The sequence below is a fragment of the Enterococcus rivorum genome (assembly GCF_001742285.1).
In the GTDB taxonomy this organism is placed as follows: Bacteria; Bacillota; Bacilli; order Lactobacillales; family Enterococcaceae; genus Enterococcus_L; species Enterococcus_L rivorum.
Window position 1 is genome coordinate 59,607 of record NZ_MIEK01000081.1, and the last position, 17,004, is coordinate 76,610.

The 17,004-nt window shown below is 36.4% G+C and carries 13 protein-coding genes; all 13 read right to left on the reverse strand.

Annotated elements, in window-relative coordinates; genetic code table 11:
- Window positions 1-8: 8 nt before the first annotated feature.
- A complete protein-coding gene (locus BCR26_RS17655) occupies window positions 9-1,388 on the reverse strand; it encodes an APC family permease (RefSeq protein ID WP_069700274.1) in 1,380 nt (459 codons plus the stop codon).
- A 98-nt stretch (window positions 1,389-1,486) separates the two neighbouring features.
- Window positions 1,487-2,512, reverse strand: a complete 1,026-nt coding sequence (gene ptcA, locus BCR26_RS17660; protein ID WP_069700275.1) for a putrescine carbamoyltransferase — start codon at window positions 2,510-2,512, stop codon at window positions 1,487-1,489.
- A gap of 597 nt (window positions 2,513-3,109) precedes the next feature.
- Window positions 3,110-3,856: a hypothetical protein gene (locus BCR26_RS17665; protein ID WP_069700276.1), complete on the reverse strand. Its 747-nt coding sequence runs from the start codon at window positions 3,854-3,856 to the stop codon at window positions 3,110-3,112.
- Window positions 3,853-4,833, reverse strand: coding sequence for a DUF5067 domain-containing protein (locus tag BCR26_RS17670; protein ID WP_245341779.1), 981 nt, complete (start codon window positions 4,831-4,833; stop codon window positions 3,853-3,855). The genes BCR26_RS17665 and BCR26_RS17670 overlap by 4 nt, the downstream gene beginning before the upstream one ends.
- Window positions 4,830-7,445 carry a YfhO family protein gene (locus BCR26_RS17675; protein WP_069700277.1) on the reverse strand — a complete coding sequence of 872 codons (2,616 nt, stop codon included), beginning with the start codon at window positions 7,443-7,445 and terminating at the stop codon, window positions 4,830-4,832. The genes BCR26_RS17670 and BCR26_RS17675 overlap by 4 nt, the downstream gene beginning before the upstream one ends.
- Window positions 7,446-7,463: 18 nt before the next feature.
- Window positions 7,464-8,090: a signal peptidase I gene (gene lepB, locus BCR26_RS17680; RefSeq protein ID WP_069700278.1), complete on the reverse strand. Its 627-nt coding sequence runs from the start codon at window positions 8,088-8,090 to the stop codon at window positions 7,464-7,466.
- Window positions 8,091-8,099: 9 nt separating this feature from the next.
- On the reverse strand, window positions 8,100-8,843 hold the full coding sequence (gene lepB / locus BCR26_RS17685; protein ID WP_069700279.1) for a signal peptidase I: 744 nt from the start codon (window positions 8,841-8,843) through the stop codon (window positions 8,100-8,102).
- Window positions 8,844-8,856: 13 nt separating this feature from the next.
- Window positions 8,857-9,522, reverse strand: a complete 666-nt coding sequence (locus tag BCR26_RS17690) for a hypothetical protein (protein WP_069700280.1) — start codon at window positions 9,520-9,522, stop codon at window positions 8,857-8,859.
- 20 nt (window positions 9,523-9,542) lie between these two features.
- Window positions 9,543-10,622, reverse strand: a complete 1,080-nt coding sequence (locus BCR26_RS17695) for a WxLIP family cell surface protein (protein WP_069700281.1) — start codon at window positions 10,620-10,622, stop codon at window positions 9,543-9,545.
- A 98-nt stretch (window positions 10,623-10,720) separates the two neighbouring features.
- Window positions 10,721-11,506: a WxL domain-containing protein gene (locus BCR26_RS17700; RefSeq protein ID WP_069700282.1), complete on the reverse strand. Its 786-nt coding sequence runs from the start codon at window positions 11,504-11,506 to the stop codon at window positions 10,721-10,723.
- Between the two features lie 29 nt (window positions 11,507-11,535).
- Window positions 11,536-12,336, reverse strand: a complete 801-nt coding sequence (locus BCR26_RS17705) for a WxL domain-containing protein (protein WP_069700283.1) — start codon at window positions 12,334-12,336, stop codon at window positions 11,536-11,538.
- Between the two features lie 4 nt (window positions 12,337-12,340).
- Window positions 12,341-12,685, reverse strand: coding sequence for an LPXTG cell wall anchor domain-containing protein (locus tag BCR26_RS17710; RefSeq protein ID WP_069700284.1), 345 nt, complete (start codon window positions 12,683-12,685; stop codon window positions 12,341-12,343).
- Between the two features lie 16 nt (window positions 12,686-12,701).
- Complete coding sequence (locus BCR26_RS17715; RefSeq protein WP_069700285.1) at window positions 12,702-16,268, reverse strand: hypothetical protein; 3,567 nt, start codon at window positions 16,266-16,268, stop codon at window positions 12,702-12,704.
- Between the last annotated feature and the right edge of the window lie 736 nt (window positions 16,269-17,004).

The window sequence follows — 17,004 nt, forward strand, 5'->3', positions numbered from 1 at the left end:
ATTTCTCCTTACTCTATTTTTTCATTTTGCTGTTTTTCTTTGTACTTTTTATCGCCTAAGCGAATACAAATTTCTCCGATAATAGTAGCAGCTATCGTTCCGATTAGGATTGGCACTTTTTCACCCATCTCTTCTGAAGACAAAGGAACCACTGAAAAGAATAGGGTCACTACCAATAAGACTAAAGGAACATACGCTATCACTTTTAATAATCCTGGTCCCCCAGGTACTTTAAAGGGACGTTCTCGATCGGGATCTATTTTTCTTAACTTCAAGAAAGCAGGAAACATCATAATATAAGAAACTAACAAAGCGACAACGTTTAAGGCAAAGAATGCCCAGAATATATTTTCATTTGGAATAAAAGGTGCTGCAACAACAAGTATTGAAGCGACAATCCCATTAACCATTGAAGCACCTACCGGCATTTCATTTTTAGGATTCTCTTTAGCGAAGACTTGTGGTAGATCATGATTTTTGGCAGCATAAAAGGCAACGTAATTTACCCCTAATGCCCATGAAATTAAATTAGCCGCTAAGGTATACATAAATAACAAGCCGATAATCACAATAAATGGATTTAATCCACCTACTAGTAAAATAAAACTGTCGATTAATCCACCCGAAGTAGATAATTGATCTGCTGGTACCGCAGCGCCCATGCCGAATGCAGCAAAGAGATAGAAGAAAGCAATTAGAATTCCTCCGTAAATGATGGCTTGCGGAATTTGTTTTTTAGGGTTCTCCATATCATCTGCTAATGTTGTAACCACTTCAAATCCTAAAAAGTTAAACAAGATAACCGAAATAAAGCTTAAACTTTTCAAATCAAAGGTTGGTAACAACGCTCTACCTGAAAAATCATTGGCCATTCCTTTTGTAACTGCATGATAAATACCCAATACTCCTAAACAAACCATAATCGCAACCTTAGCGAAAGCTGCAAGGTTTAATATCCATTTACTATCGCTTACCGGGTAACAGCTAATAATTGTGACGATCCAAATAAACAAAAGTTGAATCCCAACTAAAACCGGTGTACTTACTGTTAAATTAAAAATCTGAACCATCACTTCAGTGAATAATACAGCCAAACTTGCCATCCATATTGGAAAGTTAATCCAATAAAACCAAGCTACACGCGCTCCCCAACGCCTACCAAAGGCCATTTTTACCCAGTCATAAATCCCACCATCACCCGTATACGTTGTACCAAGTTCTGCTGAAATCAAACCATAAGGTAAAAAGAATAGTACTAATAGGATGCCCCACCAAAAAAATTGAGACGAGCCTACTGCGGCGGCTGGAGCTGCAGATTCGACAACCAGAATAACAACAACCGCCATTAACACTGCGTCAAACAACCGAAATTTTTTCTTTTCTTTCATGTTTCATACGCACCTTTCGTTAAAGGAAAGAAAAGAGAGAGTAACATTCATTCAATAAACTGAACTCTCTTTTTCTTTTCTAAGCAATTTGTTTTTATTTAAGCGTCTACAACTTTATTTCTTAGTAATAAATCTAGCTCTCCTTGATAATGACAAGCTTCTGCTTCACTAGCATAGTTTAAATAAGGTGTCATGAAGTAAACTAACAAGGCTCGCATTGCCGTCAATCTATTTTCCGCTTCATCTAACACCACTGAATAAGGAGCATCCAACACTTCGTCTGTCACTTCTTCCCCACGAGTTGCAGGTAAACAGTGTAAGAATTTCACGTGAGGAGCTGCCATATCAATTAATGATTTATTCACTTGATATTTAGGATAGAACGTTGCCATTCTTTCTTCTTCTGATAGTTCAGCTTCGTATAAACCATACCAAACATCTGTATAAATGAAATCAGCATCTTTCATAGCTTCTTCAGCATTTTCAGTAACAAGTACGCTACCACCAGAAAGTTCTGCATTTTTAAGACCAATCGCTAACGTTTCATCTTTGATTTGGAATCCTTTAGGACCGAATTGAACAAAATCCATGCCCATTTTTGTTGCCATAAACATTGTTGAAACACAAACCTGCGTTGCATCCCCAACAAAAACAATTTTACAGTCACTTAATTTTTTTCCCGCTGGCAAATGTTCGGTCATGGTAATGATATCGCCTAATTCTTGTGTTGGATGATTGTAGTCACTCATTCCATTAATCACTGGAATCGTCGCATCCTTTGCTAAATCAACAATTGTTTGGTGACGTTCTACTCGAGCCATTAAGATGTCAACTAAACGAGATAAAACACGTGCTGTATCACCCAATGTTTCATGCCCACCAAGCTGGATTTGGCCTGGTGCTAAATATTGGGCATGTCCGCCAAGTTGTGTCATAGCCGTTTCAAATGAAACTCTCGTACGCGTAGAGGATTGTTCAAAAATCATCCCTAATGTTTTATTTTTTAATATTGGTGGGTAATAACCGTTTTTGATAGATTCTTTTAATTTTAAAGCCAGTTTAATCAGATAGTCTATTTCTGCTTTCGTAAAATCATTTGTATCTACAAAATCTCTTTTTTTCATGTCCATTTCCACCTATCCTTTTATTTAATTGTCGGAGCCTCGAGTATTCCTTTGACAAATTCATCATAACTTGGAAATAGCGGTTTTGGAAGAGCTTACAGACTTGTTGATTTTAAAGAAATCGGGATGTATTTTGTTCCATTTTGCGTAACAGGTTACATGGGTTCAATACTAGATTATCTGAACTTAGTAGCAAAATTCTCCTAATTAAGTTGAATCCATATTTTTCTGGAAGCTTTTTATCATACATATATTATTTTTGTTTAAAAATATAAATCACAAGGGTATTCTACGATGCAAAAATCGCTCATTTTCTTATTATTACTGTATTAACGTCAACTTTTATCCACTTAAATATAGCGTTTACCGACCAATTAGATAGTCTTCCTACTAAGACACCAACAACCGTAGAGGAAAAAATTATACTTTCGAATGCTAAACCAACTTTACTCCTTGAGGCAATTCCATAGTCTTTCTAATTGTCCATTTGCAATGAAAAATAAAAAAAAAGATGAAACAAAACTAAAAATCAGTTTTGTTTCATCCCTAAATCCAAATAAATGGTGTCTAAATGTTTTATTTTTTCACTAACTTCGTTTAATCTATTTGATCCGAAACTTCTGCATACAGTTCTCTGAAGTTCCCTGACTGGTCATAGACTGCAGCAATTTCTTTTAATAATTCCTGATCTTTGTACAATCCACTTGAATTTGAAACAATAGGCAAGTAATCATCTGTGATAGGTGTCTTACTTTCCTTTATTTTCAAATCATACCCGGCTAGACCAGAAGTGATTTGCTTATCTGTTAGCTTCATGTTTGTACCAACTGCTTTAATTAACTCATTCAAATTATCATTAGGTAGTTTCCCATTGATTTGAGAAATTTTAACCGTTACGACTTGTGATTTTACGTAAGCCTGTTCTTTATCGATTAAATAAGCATACGTTATAATAACTTCTGAAAAAGCTTGTAGTTCCTCTCCCTTATAGTATGGATATATGGTATGAAACTTCAACTCTTTATTTCTGGTAAACAACGAATACTTGGCGGTTCCCTCTTTAACTGTGTCTGAAGTTAGTTCTTTTCCAAGCATTTTTTTTGTTGCCTCGTAATACTCTGGAAGAACTAGTTGATATTTATCTTGGAGTAACGCCAATGCCTCTTTTTCATTTTTTAGATTGGAATAATCTGAATCACCAAAAGAACGTTTCCGCTTACCTGACCAACTTAAATTCTGATCATCCTTAGAAAATTTTTTATAGCGATTAACTTGTCCACAAGCACTAATCATTAATAAAAAACAGAAAACAAAAACACTTAAAACTATGTTTTTCCTTCTCATTCTGGAATCACCACCCCTACAGGCTCTTTTTCTGGAAACTCTTCTTGAGAGAAGCTCAACTCAATCCTGCTTTTATCTAACAATTCGTATAAAACGACGCTTTCAACTTGTTCTCCTTGTTTGAGTTCTTTAGATTGTGCCATTACCAATTCCTTCACATCTAGAAATGAAGTATCCTCTGGCAATTCACCAAACCTAAGGGGCTTTTCATTTTGCTTTGCTACGACATATTCTTTCCAAACAGCGGGCTGGACGGCTTCAAGTGCCAAATTGGTAAAGGTGTAACGAATAGCTAATAATTTCTTATTATCGGTTCCTGTGATTTGACGAACACCTGTCGTTTCCATTTTCAACTTCTTATTTTCAATAGTGATGACGTCTCCCTCTTCTTTTTCCTGATCTATTAAGCCCTTCTGAGCTTTCGTTTCATCAAAATCAACTTCTTTAAAAGTAGCTACCGCCTCGTCAATTATTTCTGAACGTTTTTCATAGGAATTATCGTCTGCTGAATAAAACGTCATCTGTACAAAGCCATGTTCAGTCCAAATATAGTATAAATGAGCCCACACGCTCTTATCCTTATAGGACGTATTTACAGTATATTTATATGCTGGAGCATCGCCAATTTTTATTTCTTTCATATATACATCTTCGGTTTTTTTGTAATTATACCGTTCTTTTATTTTTTCTCTCGTTTCTTCTCCAAAACCTTTATACTGAACTTCCTTAACAGGAATACTAGTGATAAATAAATAGGAATTACTCTTCGTATCTTCTGCACTTAAGACTGTTTGAAGTCCATAGTCACTTCTCACTTCTTTATCCCTTTTCCATCCCCCCGGAAGCTGCATTTCATAAGAAATACCTTGATGATCAAATGATTGCTTTGCTTTATCTAATTTTTGCGTGCAACCACTTAAAAGAAAAATAGCCACACCTAAAAGGAGGATGGTCAGTTTCAGTTTCATTTTTCTCATGATGTAATCTCCTCACTACTTATTTTTTGCTTCTTTTTCTGATACCAATGGGTATAAAAGGCAAATAGCACAAGACAGATAACAAATAAGAAACTTCCCAATTTTATCCCTTTTGGATAATACGTTAATTCTAATTTATGACTTCCTTTAGGAATCTTCACAGTAATCAAGGCATCTTGAATAGGCTTAATCTTGACTGGTTTTCCGTCTATTTTGGCTTGCCACCCTTCATCATAAGGAATCGTTGTAAAAACAACCTGTTCTTTATCTACATTTACTTTTGCTTGTACCTGATTTCCTTTCACCTTAAATACAACTTCTGATTGTTTTATTGATTCAATTGCCTCATCAAGCTTATCCGTCTTCAAAATGAGCACTGAAGGGCGAATTAACATAGTGAGAGAACTTTTTTTAAAGGTTGCTGTTACTGTTACTTTCTGAGCTTTTTCATAATACCCCATATTATAATAAGAACCACTAGAATTCAGCCTATCCGTTGTTTTATAACCTGGAATACTAACAGTCACAAGTCCTTCATCCAGCCCTCCAGATTCTCTAGCATCTAAAGTCAAATAGGCTTGTGTTTTTTCAGGAACATTCACTTCCCATGTAATTGTTCTTTCTTCTCCCATATTGGTTTCTTCCGAATAATAAGTAAAATCTCCCGCTTCACGAATGGACATATTTTTACGAGCGACCTCTTTCAAATCTGTAAATTGAAACAACGGTGCTTGACGCTGGGAAAGATATTGAACCAAAGAGGTTTGATTCGTGTTGTTCTTTGTTTCATAAATTCCTGTATCTGTCACTATGCCTAGCGGCAAAGCCTGCTTATTTTCATAAAGAGCGTAATTCCCATTACTAGCTACTTTTTTGAACCCATATTTTCTAGGATCGTTTTTCGCTATATTATATTTTACCCCCAACAAATCATCCATCAAAATCGTATTGTTATTATAGGAAATAGTTAGATTTGTCCCTGGCGAACGATACCCTAATTTATCTAAATATTGCGAAGAGTGTCGATTACGAATAGAAGAAAACATTGTTACTCCTGAATAATTATAATTAAAACTATCCGTCCGACTGATTGCATCTAGATTTTCCAACCGATAAAACCCTTTGTCCTTTGATTGGATTTCTTGTACCAGTGGCGCTACCCGCATGTAGGCTTTTGTATACTGTTTTCTACTTGTATATCCCCACTCCTTGTCAATTCCTGCCATCATTTGTTGTGTGTTAAAAAACAACTCACCGCTAATAAACAACATAAATAAAAATGGAACCAACCAACTATTTCGAGGCACTTTCTCTTTTAATAGAAGGAGTAGCAAGTAAATAACTAAAAGAACTAGCGTCAAAATTAAAGATTCTTGTGTAATATAACCGTATTTCTTTTTATTCGATAGAACAGCGGCTAAAACAAAAACTCCTATAAGACCCAAAGCAAGATTTCCTAACAAATTAATATCCTGCTTTTCAAATTTCTCTAGCCCAAAACCTGCTAAAACCAAAATCAAGGTAGAATATAAGAAACTATAACGGAATAGGAACATATTTGGGGAATGCATTCCTTGCCAGAATAAATTCAGGGGCTGAATATAAACACTCGCTATCATAAACAACAAGAAACTACCATACAGCAGTTTATTCTTTAACGGAATTTTTTTACTGACAAAATAAAAAAGACAAAATAGGAGCGGTAAAAGTCCTATGTAAATAAATGGAGCACTGCCAAACTTCGACGTATCGTAAACACCAGACATACTTTTAATGATAAAATCCCACGGTCCCACATCGTTTGTAAAAAATGTGTCTATCGTATCTAGTTTTTCTCCATTTGTTCGTAAATCTATAATGGAAGGCAAGATAATAATCATTGAGGCCCCACCAGCTAAAAAGGAAGTGACTAAATAAGGAACTACTGAACTTTTATATTGTTGCCACTCCGTTAACAAGCGAAACACAAAGTAGCAGAAACTAAATACGCCCACCATGAAGGCCATGTAGTAATTTGTGATAAATAATAATAAATATGCAGTAAATAGCAAAATTGGTTTGTGACGATCCATCAATCGATGAATGCCCAACAAGATAAGTGGTAGATAGATCATTGCGTCCATCCACATTAACATGATTGAATAGGCTACAGTAAAACTCATTAACGCATAACAAACACTCATGGAAACTTTTATCCATTGAGGTACCCGAAAAACCTGCTGAGCAAAGCAATAAAAAGCCACACCCATGGCACCAATTTTAGTAAGCAAAATGACATACATTGCATCAGGCATATAGAGGTTGTCAAAAAAATAAACTAAAAAACTGAACAGGCTATTGGTATAATAGCTCATCAGAGAAATAAAATTTAGCCCTAACGAACCGTTCCATGTATAAAGAACAGACTGCTTTCCGTGCAAAAGATTGTTAAAGCCTGAATAAAAATTGACCAGCTGTCCAAACCCATCACTGGCTAAAATCGTCCGATCACTAGTTGGATAAATCCCTATCCGATAATAATTGATTGCTACGATAATAATTGGAAGAAGAAAGCAAATCGCTATCGCTAGAAGCTTCTTTTTCACAAAATTTTTTTCTTGTTTTTGCTCCATTTGTTCCCTCACTCTTCTTTACTCTATCAAGCCTAGTCGAGCCAATGGATAGTACCTAAAGGTCACGACTCCCTCGATTTTATCTTGATCAATCAGCCCTAATTCTCGGCTATCAGTGGAATTCTTACGATTATCTCCTAAAACAAAAAAAGAATTAGAAGGAATCGTTGACATTCCCTTTAATTTAGCCGCAACTTCCCACGTCACCCTTACTTTCAGCGTACCATCTGGCAATTCAACACCTGAAAGGTTCTTTTCATTAGGAGGAGTCGGGTTTGTTGCTGCCATTTGGTGATTCAGATAGACAGTATTCTGATCCATCCAAATTCGATCTCCTGGGATACCAATGACCCGCTTTACATAAGATTCACCCTGTTTTTCTCTTGGTTGAAATGTCACTAAAGCATAACGTTTTGGTTCCTTGTTTTTAACAACAAACAAACGATCCTTATTTTGTAAAGTTGGCAACATTGAATTCCCACTAACTAAATGTGTCTTTATGGTTATCAGAAAAAGGATACTGAAAAAAAGGATGAATAGAAAGAGGCCATTTTTTAACAGATCCTTTAAGTTGTCTTTTGATACTGGTATTTTCTCTTTTAAACGTTGGATTCTGATCTGAATCAGTCTCCTCTCTTTTTCCATTTATTGAGCTTAGAATTGTTGAAGTTGATGAATAGGCATTACTCTCATTTCTACCACACCAACAATCGCTTTCTCATCAATATAGCCATACTCACGGCTATCTGATGCATAGGGACGATTATCCCCCAACACAAGATACTTTCCTTTAGGAATAGGTGATTCAGAAGGAGTCCAATCTTCAGTAAATAAGCTTTTGCTATTTTTTGCTCGCTGAACTTCGATTTCTAAATAGCGTTCATACACATCACGATCATTCACATATAATTGATCTTTTTTATAATATATTGTCTCTCCTGGCAATCCCACCACTCTCCTGACAGAGGTTTCTCGACTTTTAGGATCTTTGTAAATAACCATTTTAAAACGCTTAGGTTTTGCCAACCGATTAATAAAAAGCCACTCTCCATCACTCAAAGTTGGCGTCATAGAATAACCTTGTACTTTAGTAAATGAAAAGACAAAAATCGAGAAAAGGGTTAAAAGAACACCAAAAATCCCTACACTTACCGCAAGCTCTACCAAAGTACGTTTCATGCGCTTCTTTCTTTTTTGCTTTTGAATCGTTTTATTTTTCCCCAGTGGCCTTTTTCTTTTTTTTACGTTCTTCCTTTTTTTTAGATCTGAATTCTTATTTGATTGATTCGTTCGTACTTTATTTTTACGATTATGAGAAGAACTAGCTTTCACACGATTCTTCTGTTTTTCTTTTTTATTAGGGCGTGAGTGAGAACTCATCTGTTTTTTTTCACTCATGATAAAACCCCTTTTATTTTTTCTGTTTTAAGGCATCCTCATTCACACTGAATTGTTTAAAAACTTTTTTCTGGGTTTGCTTGATACGCACTAAATCCTCTAAATACGCCGATAACGTGTCTTCATTGTTTAATTGGGGAATCGTTAATGAATAGAGATTCGTACCAAACTCCCTTAGTTGTACATAGTAACGATTTAAACTCTGTTGCCCTTCTGTGGATAAGCTACTAGAAGGAGAAGAACTTCCATAGGAGGCTAATAATGAACTTAATTCCATCAGCTTTTCTTTTTTCTCTTCTCCAGGTGTTCCATTTTGCAGATCCACTAACTGTTTATTCACTTCATTCGTAATAAAATAGGTTTGCACCATTATAGTCCCATCTGTTGACGAAAGATTGGTCTGCTCATAATACCGTGCATACATTCCTCCACCCAGCAAAAGCCCACCTACTAAAATCAGAATTATCCCTTGTCTCAACTGTCTGTTTTTCTTTTTTTCTTCTTTATGTTTTTCCCGCAACCACCGTTTACGTTGTGCCTTTTTTTTAGGTCGCTTTAGTTTTAATATCTCTAATCGTTTGGTTGCTTTAAAAAAAAGTCCGATAGAAAAGAGCCCTATGCAGGACATGATGAGAAAAGTAGAAAGACAGACCACAAAAATCCAGCTCAGTATCGTCATCTTCTAATTCCTTTCCTCACTCACTTAGTCCGCTTTTTTACTTTTTTACGTTTGCGATTCTTCTTTTTCATTTTTTTCGAGAATACTCGCGTTATGAAGTAACTGCCTATTAGCAAGAACAGAACACTTGCTACGACGATAAGAATCAATTTCCAATTGATACCTCTGTCTTGTATCAAAGAAACATCCTCTGCATTATATTTATCAGCATCTTTTTTGGTGACTTCAAATTCTTCTTCCCATGACCACTTCTTATCTCCTGCTGTCACTAAAATACGACCGATATACTTACCTGCTACAAAAGATTCACCATTTAGATGTACTGGAAACGTCATAGACGAATTAGGAGCCATGCGATAATTTTCCTTTTTCGATTCGTAGAGAACTTCATTTGAACCTTTTTTAAAAATTTGAGTATCGACAGTCATCCCTTCCACATACGTTGGCTGAGTATTAGAGAAATTAAGCAGAAAGGCATTTCGATAGTTGGTAGTTCCTGCTTCAATTTTATTAAAACCTAACTCTGGCTGAACCTTGACATCGGTCTCACTTAGTAATAGCCCTACGATAAATGCGTACTTGTTCACAACGCCTTTAGCGGATTTTTCTGCTTTTTTTTCCTCTGTTGTCTCATCTTTTTGTAAGTAAATACCTCCTGAAATAGATCCATCAAACCTTTCATTTGGCATCGTAATTTCAACAGGCACACGCTTCGTTTCTTTGGCTGCAAGCGTCACTTTATCTGCTACCTTCGCAATATCTTTAATATCATATTTTAGAGAAGGGTCTACAGGAAGTTTCGTTGGTCCGTATTCAATCACACCGTTGCTATTGGTTTTAGCACTATGAACAGATAGATTAACGACTAATTCCTTATCTGTGATATTGTATAATTCAATTTCAACGGTTTGCTGTTGCGCAGGAGTCATGCGTAAATCAAAATATCCAGCCCCACCAATCTGGTTCTCTGGTTTAATGATTTTATAGCTATACCCAATCGCTGGCACATCCTCTTTAGCATATGTTAATTGTGGTACTGTCAGTAAAAGACATATTATGTATAAGAATCCCACTAAGCTAACTTTAACCTGTTGTTTCATCACTAATTTCCCCTCTTGCTTCATAATTTCATATGACATGTGTACCAATTCTACAGAATCGATACACATGTCATATCTGTTACATTTTGTTTATTTGATTATTTAGCGGCTGTCATTACCCAAGTTACTTCACCTGTGTAGTTTCCTTCGAAGATAGATTTTTCTTTACCTACAGTTAAGCTCACTGATTTAGTAGAATTAAGATCTCCTGCTGCGTTCAGTTTACCAAAATGGATGTATGTTTGCCCTTGTCCTTTGTCTTTATCTGCTCCATTGTTGTCTACAATTGTAGTAGCTTCATCTTCGGTTACTACTGCCTTCGCAACAACCGCACTCGCTGGTAACGCAATTTCCTCAGCTACGTTTGTTTTACGTCCGATGTTACGATACAACAATGTTGACCCATCTAATTTACGATCAACTGTTTCAGACCCTTCTTTTACTTTAACTGTCATTGGTTTAGTAATTTGAGCTGTTAATGTATAGTTATGGTTTAACGTACTACGAACATCTTTGATTGCAACGTTGTTAGCCATAATTCCTTTAGGTTCAGTATAGTTTTTCGCCCAGAACACACGGTCATTTCCGTCTGTTACGATTGCATTTTTCCCAAAGCTTAAAGGTGTTACATCTTGAATCCCAAAAACAACTGGTTTCAATGGACGTGTAATCGTACCAGAGATAATTTCTGTATCTAAGCTACCATTTGAATCTGTTAAAGTAGGTCTCGTTGTATCTGTATCGTCCGCTGTATTTCTAGTGAATTGGATGTCCATATCACCTTTAAAAGTGGTATCATCCGCTTTCGTAATACTTGGAACAGCTATCGCTACCCCTACAGTTGCCAGCAAAGCAACGCTACATAATTTGTGTGTGAATTTCATTTGTGTTTCCTCCTATTTTTTTGTTTTATTTATGGCAACTCGGAAATAATCCAAGTTAACACCGTTTTGTATGTTCCTGCTTCCTTCTTGGTTCCGCTAGGAATTGTTAGCCGTACGGCCTGATTCATGAAGACTGCTTGATTATTGTTAGTCGCATCTATTATCGCTTTTCCTTGTTCATCTAAGCGAGGTTTAACAGTTGACGTTGCGTCTTCGTAATCCATAGAGGCTCCAAAAGAAACACTCCATGTTCCACCACCCGTACCTTTGTCTGCCTTCGCTAAGGTGTACGTCTCTCCTATGTTACTCAACCGAATTACTTCTTTGGAAACATCTGGTGGTTGACTCGTCCCATTTCTAGTATTCACCCAGGAGTTATCAAATGAAAGAACCGCCCCATCAAGCTGGCTATCTGCTTTCTTTTGATTCGTAAACTGTGTTTCTTGACGAACCTGTAAGCTCCAGCCTGTTTGCTTTTCTCGATAATCCGAAACTTGAATAAATTGACCTCTGCAAGCTAGCATTTCTTTGAAGACTAACGCATCAGAAGCGTAACTTACCTCATCTGTAGCAATTTTATTTCGACTGAATGAAAGGCTCGGTACAAAATCAATCCGTAACGGTCCAGTCGAGTGACCATACTCGCCATCAAGCTTCAAATCACTTTTGGGATTTTCTGGGTCGACTATACCGTAATTGGGATCAATGAGACCTTGAAATGAAATTCCCATCTCGCCTGCTTCTTTAGTCTCTGCATAAACAGAAGAAGATACCCCCATTAGTCCAGTCGTTAAAAGTACTAGGGAAAGAATCCAATGATTTTTTTTCATCTCATCACGGCTCCTTTCTTTCATTTCGATACCCTCGTTTCCAGAAATAGAGGCCTCCGACAACTAAAACCAGCATAAGCCCGCCTATCACTAGCCCGTTTCCAACAAGTTCACCAGTAGAAGGGAGTTTCCCTTTCGGTTTTTTTACAGCCGAAGTAGACGTACCAGTAGAAGTAGAAGTTTTCGGTTCTTTAGTTGACTCTGAAGTTGCGTTGTCATACAAGACAATTTCTCCATTGGTCGGAACTTCTGCTCCATATTCAGCATGAACAATGCCATTAGATAGCGTTAAACCCAGAAAGAAAAGAAGGAAGGTAAATAATATGCGTTGTACATTGAGTTTTTTCATTTGTTTTTCCTTCCTTCTACTTTGCATTTTCTAAAGTAATCGTTATTTTACCTTGATATTTCCCAAGAGCTTTAACCGCACCTGGTGCTAAATCCAACATAAAGCCGTCCCCTTTGGACCAGCGTTCTTTCGTCACATCGTAAAGTCCTGATACAGTATTCAAATGACTGAAGATAGTGGTATTTTCATCGGTTAGAGTCAAGACCTCTTCTTGGTATTGGTACTTAATAGCTTCTGGCATCTTCACTTGCTTATCTTCTAAGCTTGTCAAAGGTTGATTCACTTTAGCTTTCAGATTCCACTTAACTTTCTCAGCCCGTGTATCTGAAACAACTAACGATTTGCCTATAATTTTTGGTGCTTTGTATCGGACTGCGTTAATCGTTGCCTGTTTCATTTCAAAATCCAAAACAGTTGGTGCCGAAAGCAGTTTTAAAGTTCCATTAAATTGATACATCACCTTGTTTTCACCAACTGCAATTGTGATTGTTTCGTTTTCTGGATTTTGTGCTAAATCATAGTTATTATCTTTGAGTTTCTTTAAAATCGTTGCCACTCCACTTATTTGGCTGACATCCACACTAGTCCCAATCTCTCTGACATCGGTATATGCTGTCTCAAGTGAAGTTCCCTTTTCATCGACAAACTCAACCGTTAACTTTGCACTTAAATAAATTTGAATCTTCTTCGTCTTAACCACAGATCCTTTTTTCGCTTGAAGCGTCGCTGTATAACTCTTGAGAGGATCTGGATTGTTTGTTAAAGTCGTTTCTCTAACTGATAATTCAATGCCATCATTTAACCCAGTTGCAATGTCCCAAGTAACCGAATTTGATTTCTTCAAGATGAAAGCGTCTAATTTCTGCTTATCTAGACCTGCCACTTCTGTTTTAGATAAAGAAAAATCATTGGCTTCAAGAACCAATCCCGTAGTTGGTGGTGTCTCTTCCGTTACAAGTACCGGAACTTCCATAACAACAGTCTGTGTCGGTTCATTTTGGTCGGTCATGCGAACTTTAATAAGTTGAAGACCTGCTTTAGAGGTATCCACAGGATTTTTCGAATCTTCGTACTCAAACTTCGCCTTATGTCCAGGTAGAACGACAGGATCTTTAATTAAAGACTCCGCAGTTTTATTCCAGGTACTACCTTTTTTAACTACTTGTCCAATTGGTTTACCGCCTAAATTATAAACGTTGATTACGACAGCTTGATCTTGCGATGGCAAGCCATCCATTGATGATTTAGGATTTTCATGTACTGCCACTAAATTCGTAGCATACGTTTTAACTGAGCCTAGTTCCCCGTTCATCTCATTTGGCAAGACATTTCTTGGAATTGTCAGCTTTCCCGCTGCAGTTTTTTCATCATCTCCTACAAAAGGAAAACTTCCTTCCTCCCCATTTGGATATACTGCGTAAATTTTACCTGTAGCATCTTTTGTCGGAATTCGGCTTAAGCTATAATTCACATCAAATGAACCTTCTCTATCTCGATAGACATTAAAAATTTTCGGATTCAATTGTAAATTCATATAAGGCAATTCATTTCCTGCAAAAACCTCATAACCGGTTTTTAATGCTTCATTGGGTTGGATATCCTTCCAAGGTGCTCCGAGTGCATATGCTGAATCTGTGTTCGTAATAATGACGTCTCCCTGATTATACTTTTTATTTTCTAGACCAGCTTTACTAAAGTCGTTCCCAAAATAATTATACCCATTAAACATCTTCATGGCGTGATAATCTCCTGCATAAAACTTCTGATAATCTGAAAGCCAATCACCTTTAGCATTTTTCAACCTAATACTAAAGCGCTTATTATCTGCATCTGTAGCTCCCTTTTTTTCCAGATAGAACCCGCCATTATTTTCCAAAGCATAAATTGGCACATTATCAGTATAATAGTCTGTATCAACATTCTCTAACATAGCAAAACTCTTCACATCACTAGATAAGTTATACATGTCCAATCTGACGAAAAAATTTAAATTACGACTTAAACCTAAGTCGTAGACATATAACACTTGATTTTTACTGTCAAACAACAATTCTTTCAGCCGATTATTTTTTCGTAAGAAATATTTAGTGGTTATTTCCTTCTTGTCTTCATCTTTACGTCCCAGACCTCTATTTCGCCCCCAAATACCTAGTGGCAATTCTGCAGAATCATCAGGCTTGGAATATATGACTTGGTTATTAATACCGGGAATTGTTGTTACACGATAATTTCCATCCTTGTAAACGTAGCCTCTTCCAGCCTTATCTTCAACCCTAAAACCTATATCACTCCATTTCCAAAGATCCATATCGTCATTCAAACCTCTTGTAAGGAAACCTATTTTAGAGCCATTCACTGGATTCGTAACAAATCCATCCTTAGCTCCTCCAGGAATATTTTCCCATCCTACTGCAGAATCTTTATCGAACACTATATCTGGTACAACTAAAACTTTGACTTTATGAATAAGTTTTTGCCCAGTAAAGTCAATTTCAATATCAGCTACACACTCACCTTGACTAGAAGATGTAACGTTAGAACTTCTAATTTTTGGATTTAATGGATTCCTGTTACTTAATCTCCAAGCTTTCAAAGCCAACCGCTCTTGAATCAAATTTCGTATCTCGACAGTTGTTTTGCCTGTCAATTCACTGACTTTCAAAAATGGTAAGTTATAACTCATCCCTGCCTTAGAGTCAACCTCAACAGTTTCACGAGTTGGATGAGCCCTTGTTGAGTTAAGACTGGCAACTGGTTCGGAAGTCGCTTTTTGTACAACAATCTCTTTTTCCATAGTAGCAGTCTGTTGCTTATCTCCCTCGCCAACTGAAACAGCAAAAGTAGCCTGATAGGTTCCAACGGATTCTTCAATTGTCGTTTCAGAGATCGCTACTGGAACCTCTGCCCCAGTCTCTGTTTCCCACGCACTGATTTTAGCTCGTTTCTTTACTAGTTCTTTTAACTCTTCTGGTGCTTTGCCTGCTATCTCCTCTAAAGATAACGTGACTTTGTTCTCTACGGTACCTTCTGTTTGAAGAGCAACTCTCTCCTCTAGCAGTGTCGTGGTCGTTTCATCAACAACAGTCACTGGAATCGGCACACGAATACTAGAATCACTGTTCGTTTCAGAAATTTCTACATAGACAACATAGAACCCCACTGTCCCAATTTTAGGTTTAATAGGAGAACCATTTTCATCGACGTAATCAAAAGAGGCTTGCTGTTTAGTATTAGGAATTACCAGTTCTGAAAAAAGACGATCACGTTCAGCTACTTTTGCTAAATCAGGAAATGTAGCTTCTTTTGTTAAAATGAGTGGTTTAGCCTTGGCTTTCAAACCTTCAACATTTTCTACAAGCTCCAACGGTTCCAATGAACTCTTAGAGTTTTCATCCAATTTTTTGATTGATGCTGACTCTTGATCAGGCAGCGTGCCACGTCTATTTTTACTGCTAGACTGAAGAGTTTTTTCAGGCTTCGCTAGAATTTGGTTAGATCGAACATATAATGTTCCTATTAATAATCCCATTAATAAAAGTAACCCAACAATATAGTAACCCTTTTTCTTTTTTGGAATACTCAACTTTTCTTCTCCTTTCTTCTCTTATTTTCAAATCAACTTCTTATCTAAGCTCTCATCGCAACACCTCCTTTGAGTTACTTGTCTTAAAGTTAGATCGAAAACAAGAATGTTTATGATAATATCGCTAGATAAAATACTGTATCGCCTTAAATCATTAAGACCATATCTTTCTGATCCTACTTTTAACTAAATACTTAACTTAATGTCATTCTTTCAAACCACAAGTTTCTGCAGTCTCCACTTAAAAAATGCTTATCATTTCACTAAGTGATCTTCATCCTAATCAAAAAGTTTCCTCTTTTCTTTAGTTGATTCAAGACTGCATTTCCTAAAATGGATTGGACTTCCCATAAAGATATTTCCCTCCCATATCATCCTGTAATGATGCACAAAAAAGTGAAATTATTAATTACTTTCACTTTTTTATCTATAGAAAACAACAAAAAAAATATTTCTAATTTCTAAAAATAATGTCACTATAATTACTAAAAAGCAAATGTAACTTTCCAGTAAATAGCGGCAATATTGGGATAGAAAGTTAAAACTATGTAACACATAAGAAATTTTTCTACAGATGAGTTTAATTACCCTTAGCAAAATCGCAAAATTATTCCTCAGTGATTTTTCTCAGCTACTTTCCAACCTCGACCTTATCTTATCAAAAAAAAAATAGATAATCTATAGATAAATAAAGTTTTTTATTTCATTTTTTTACAGAAAAAAATTTATTTTACTA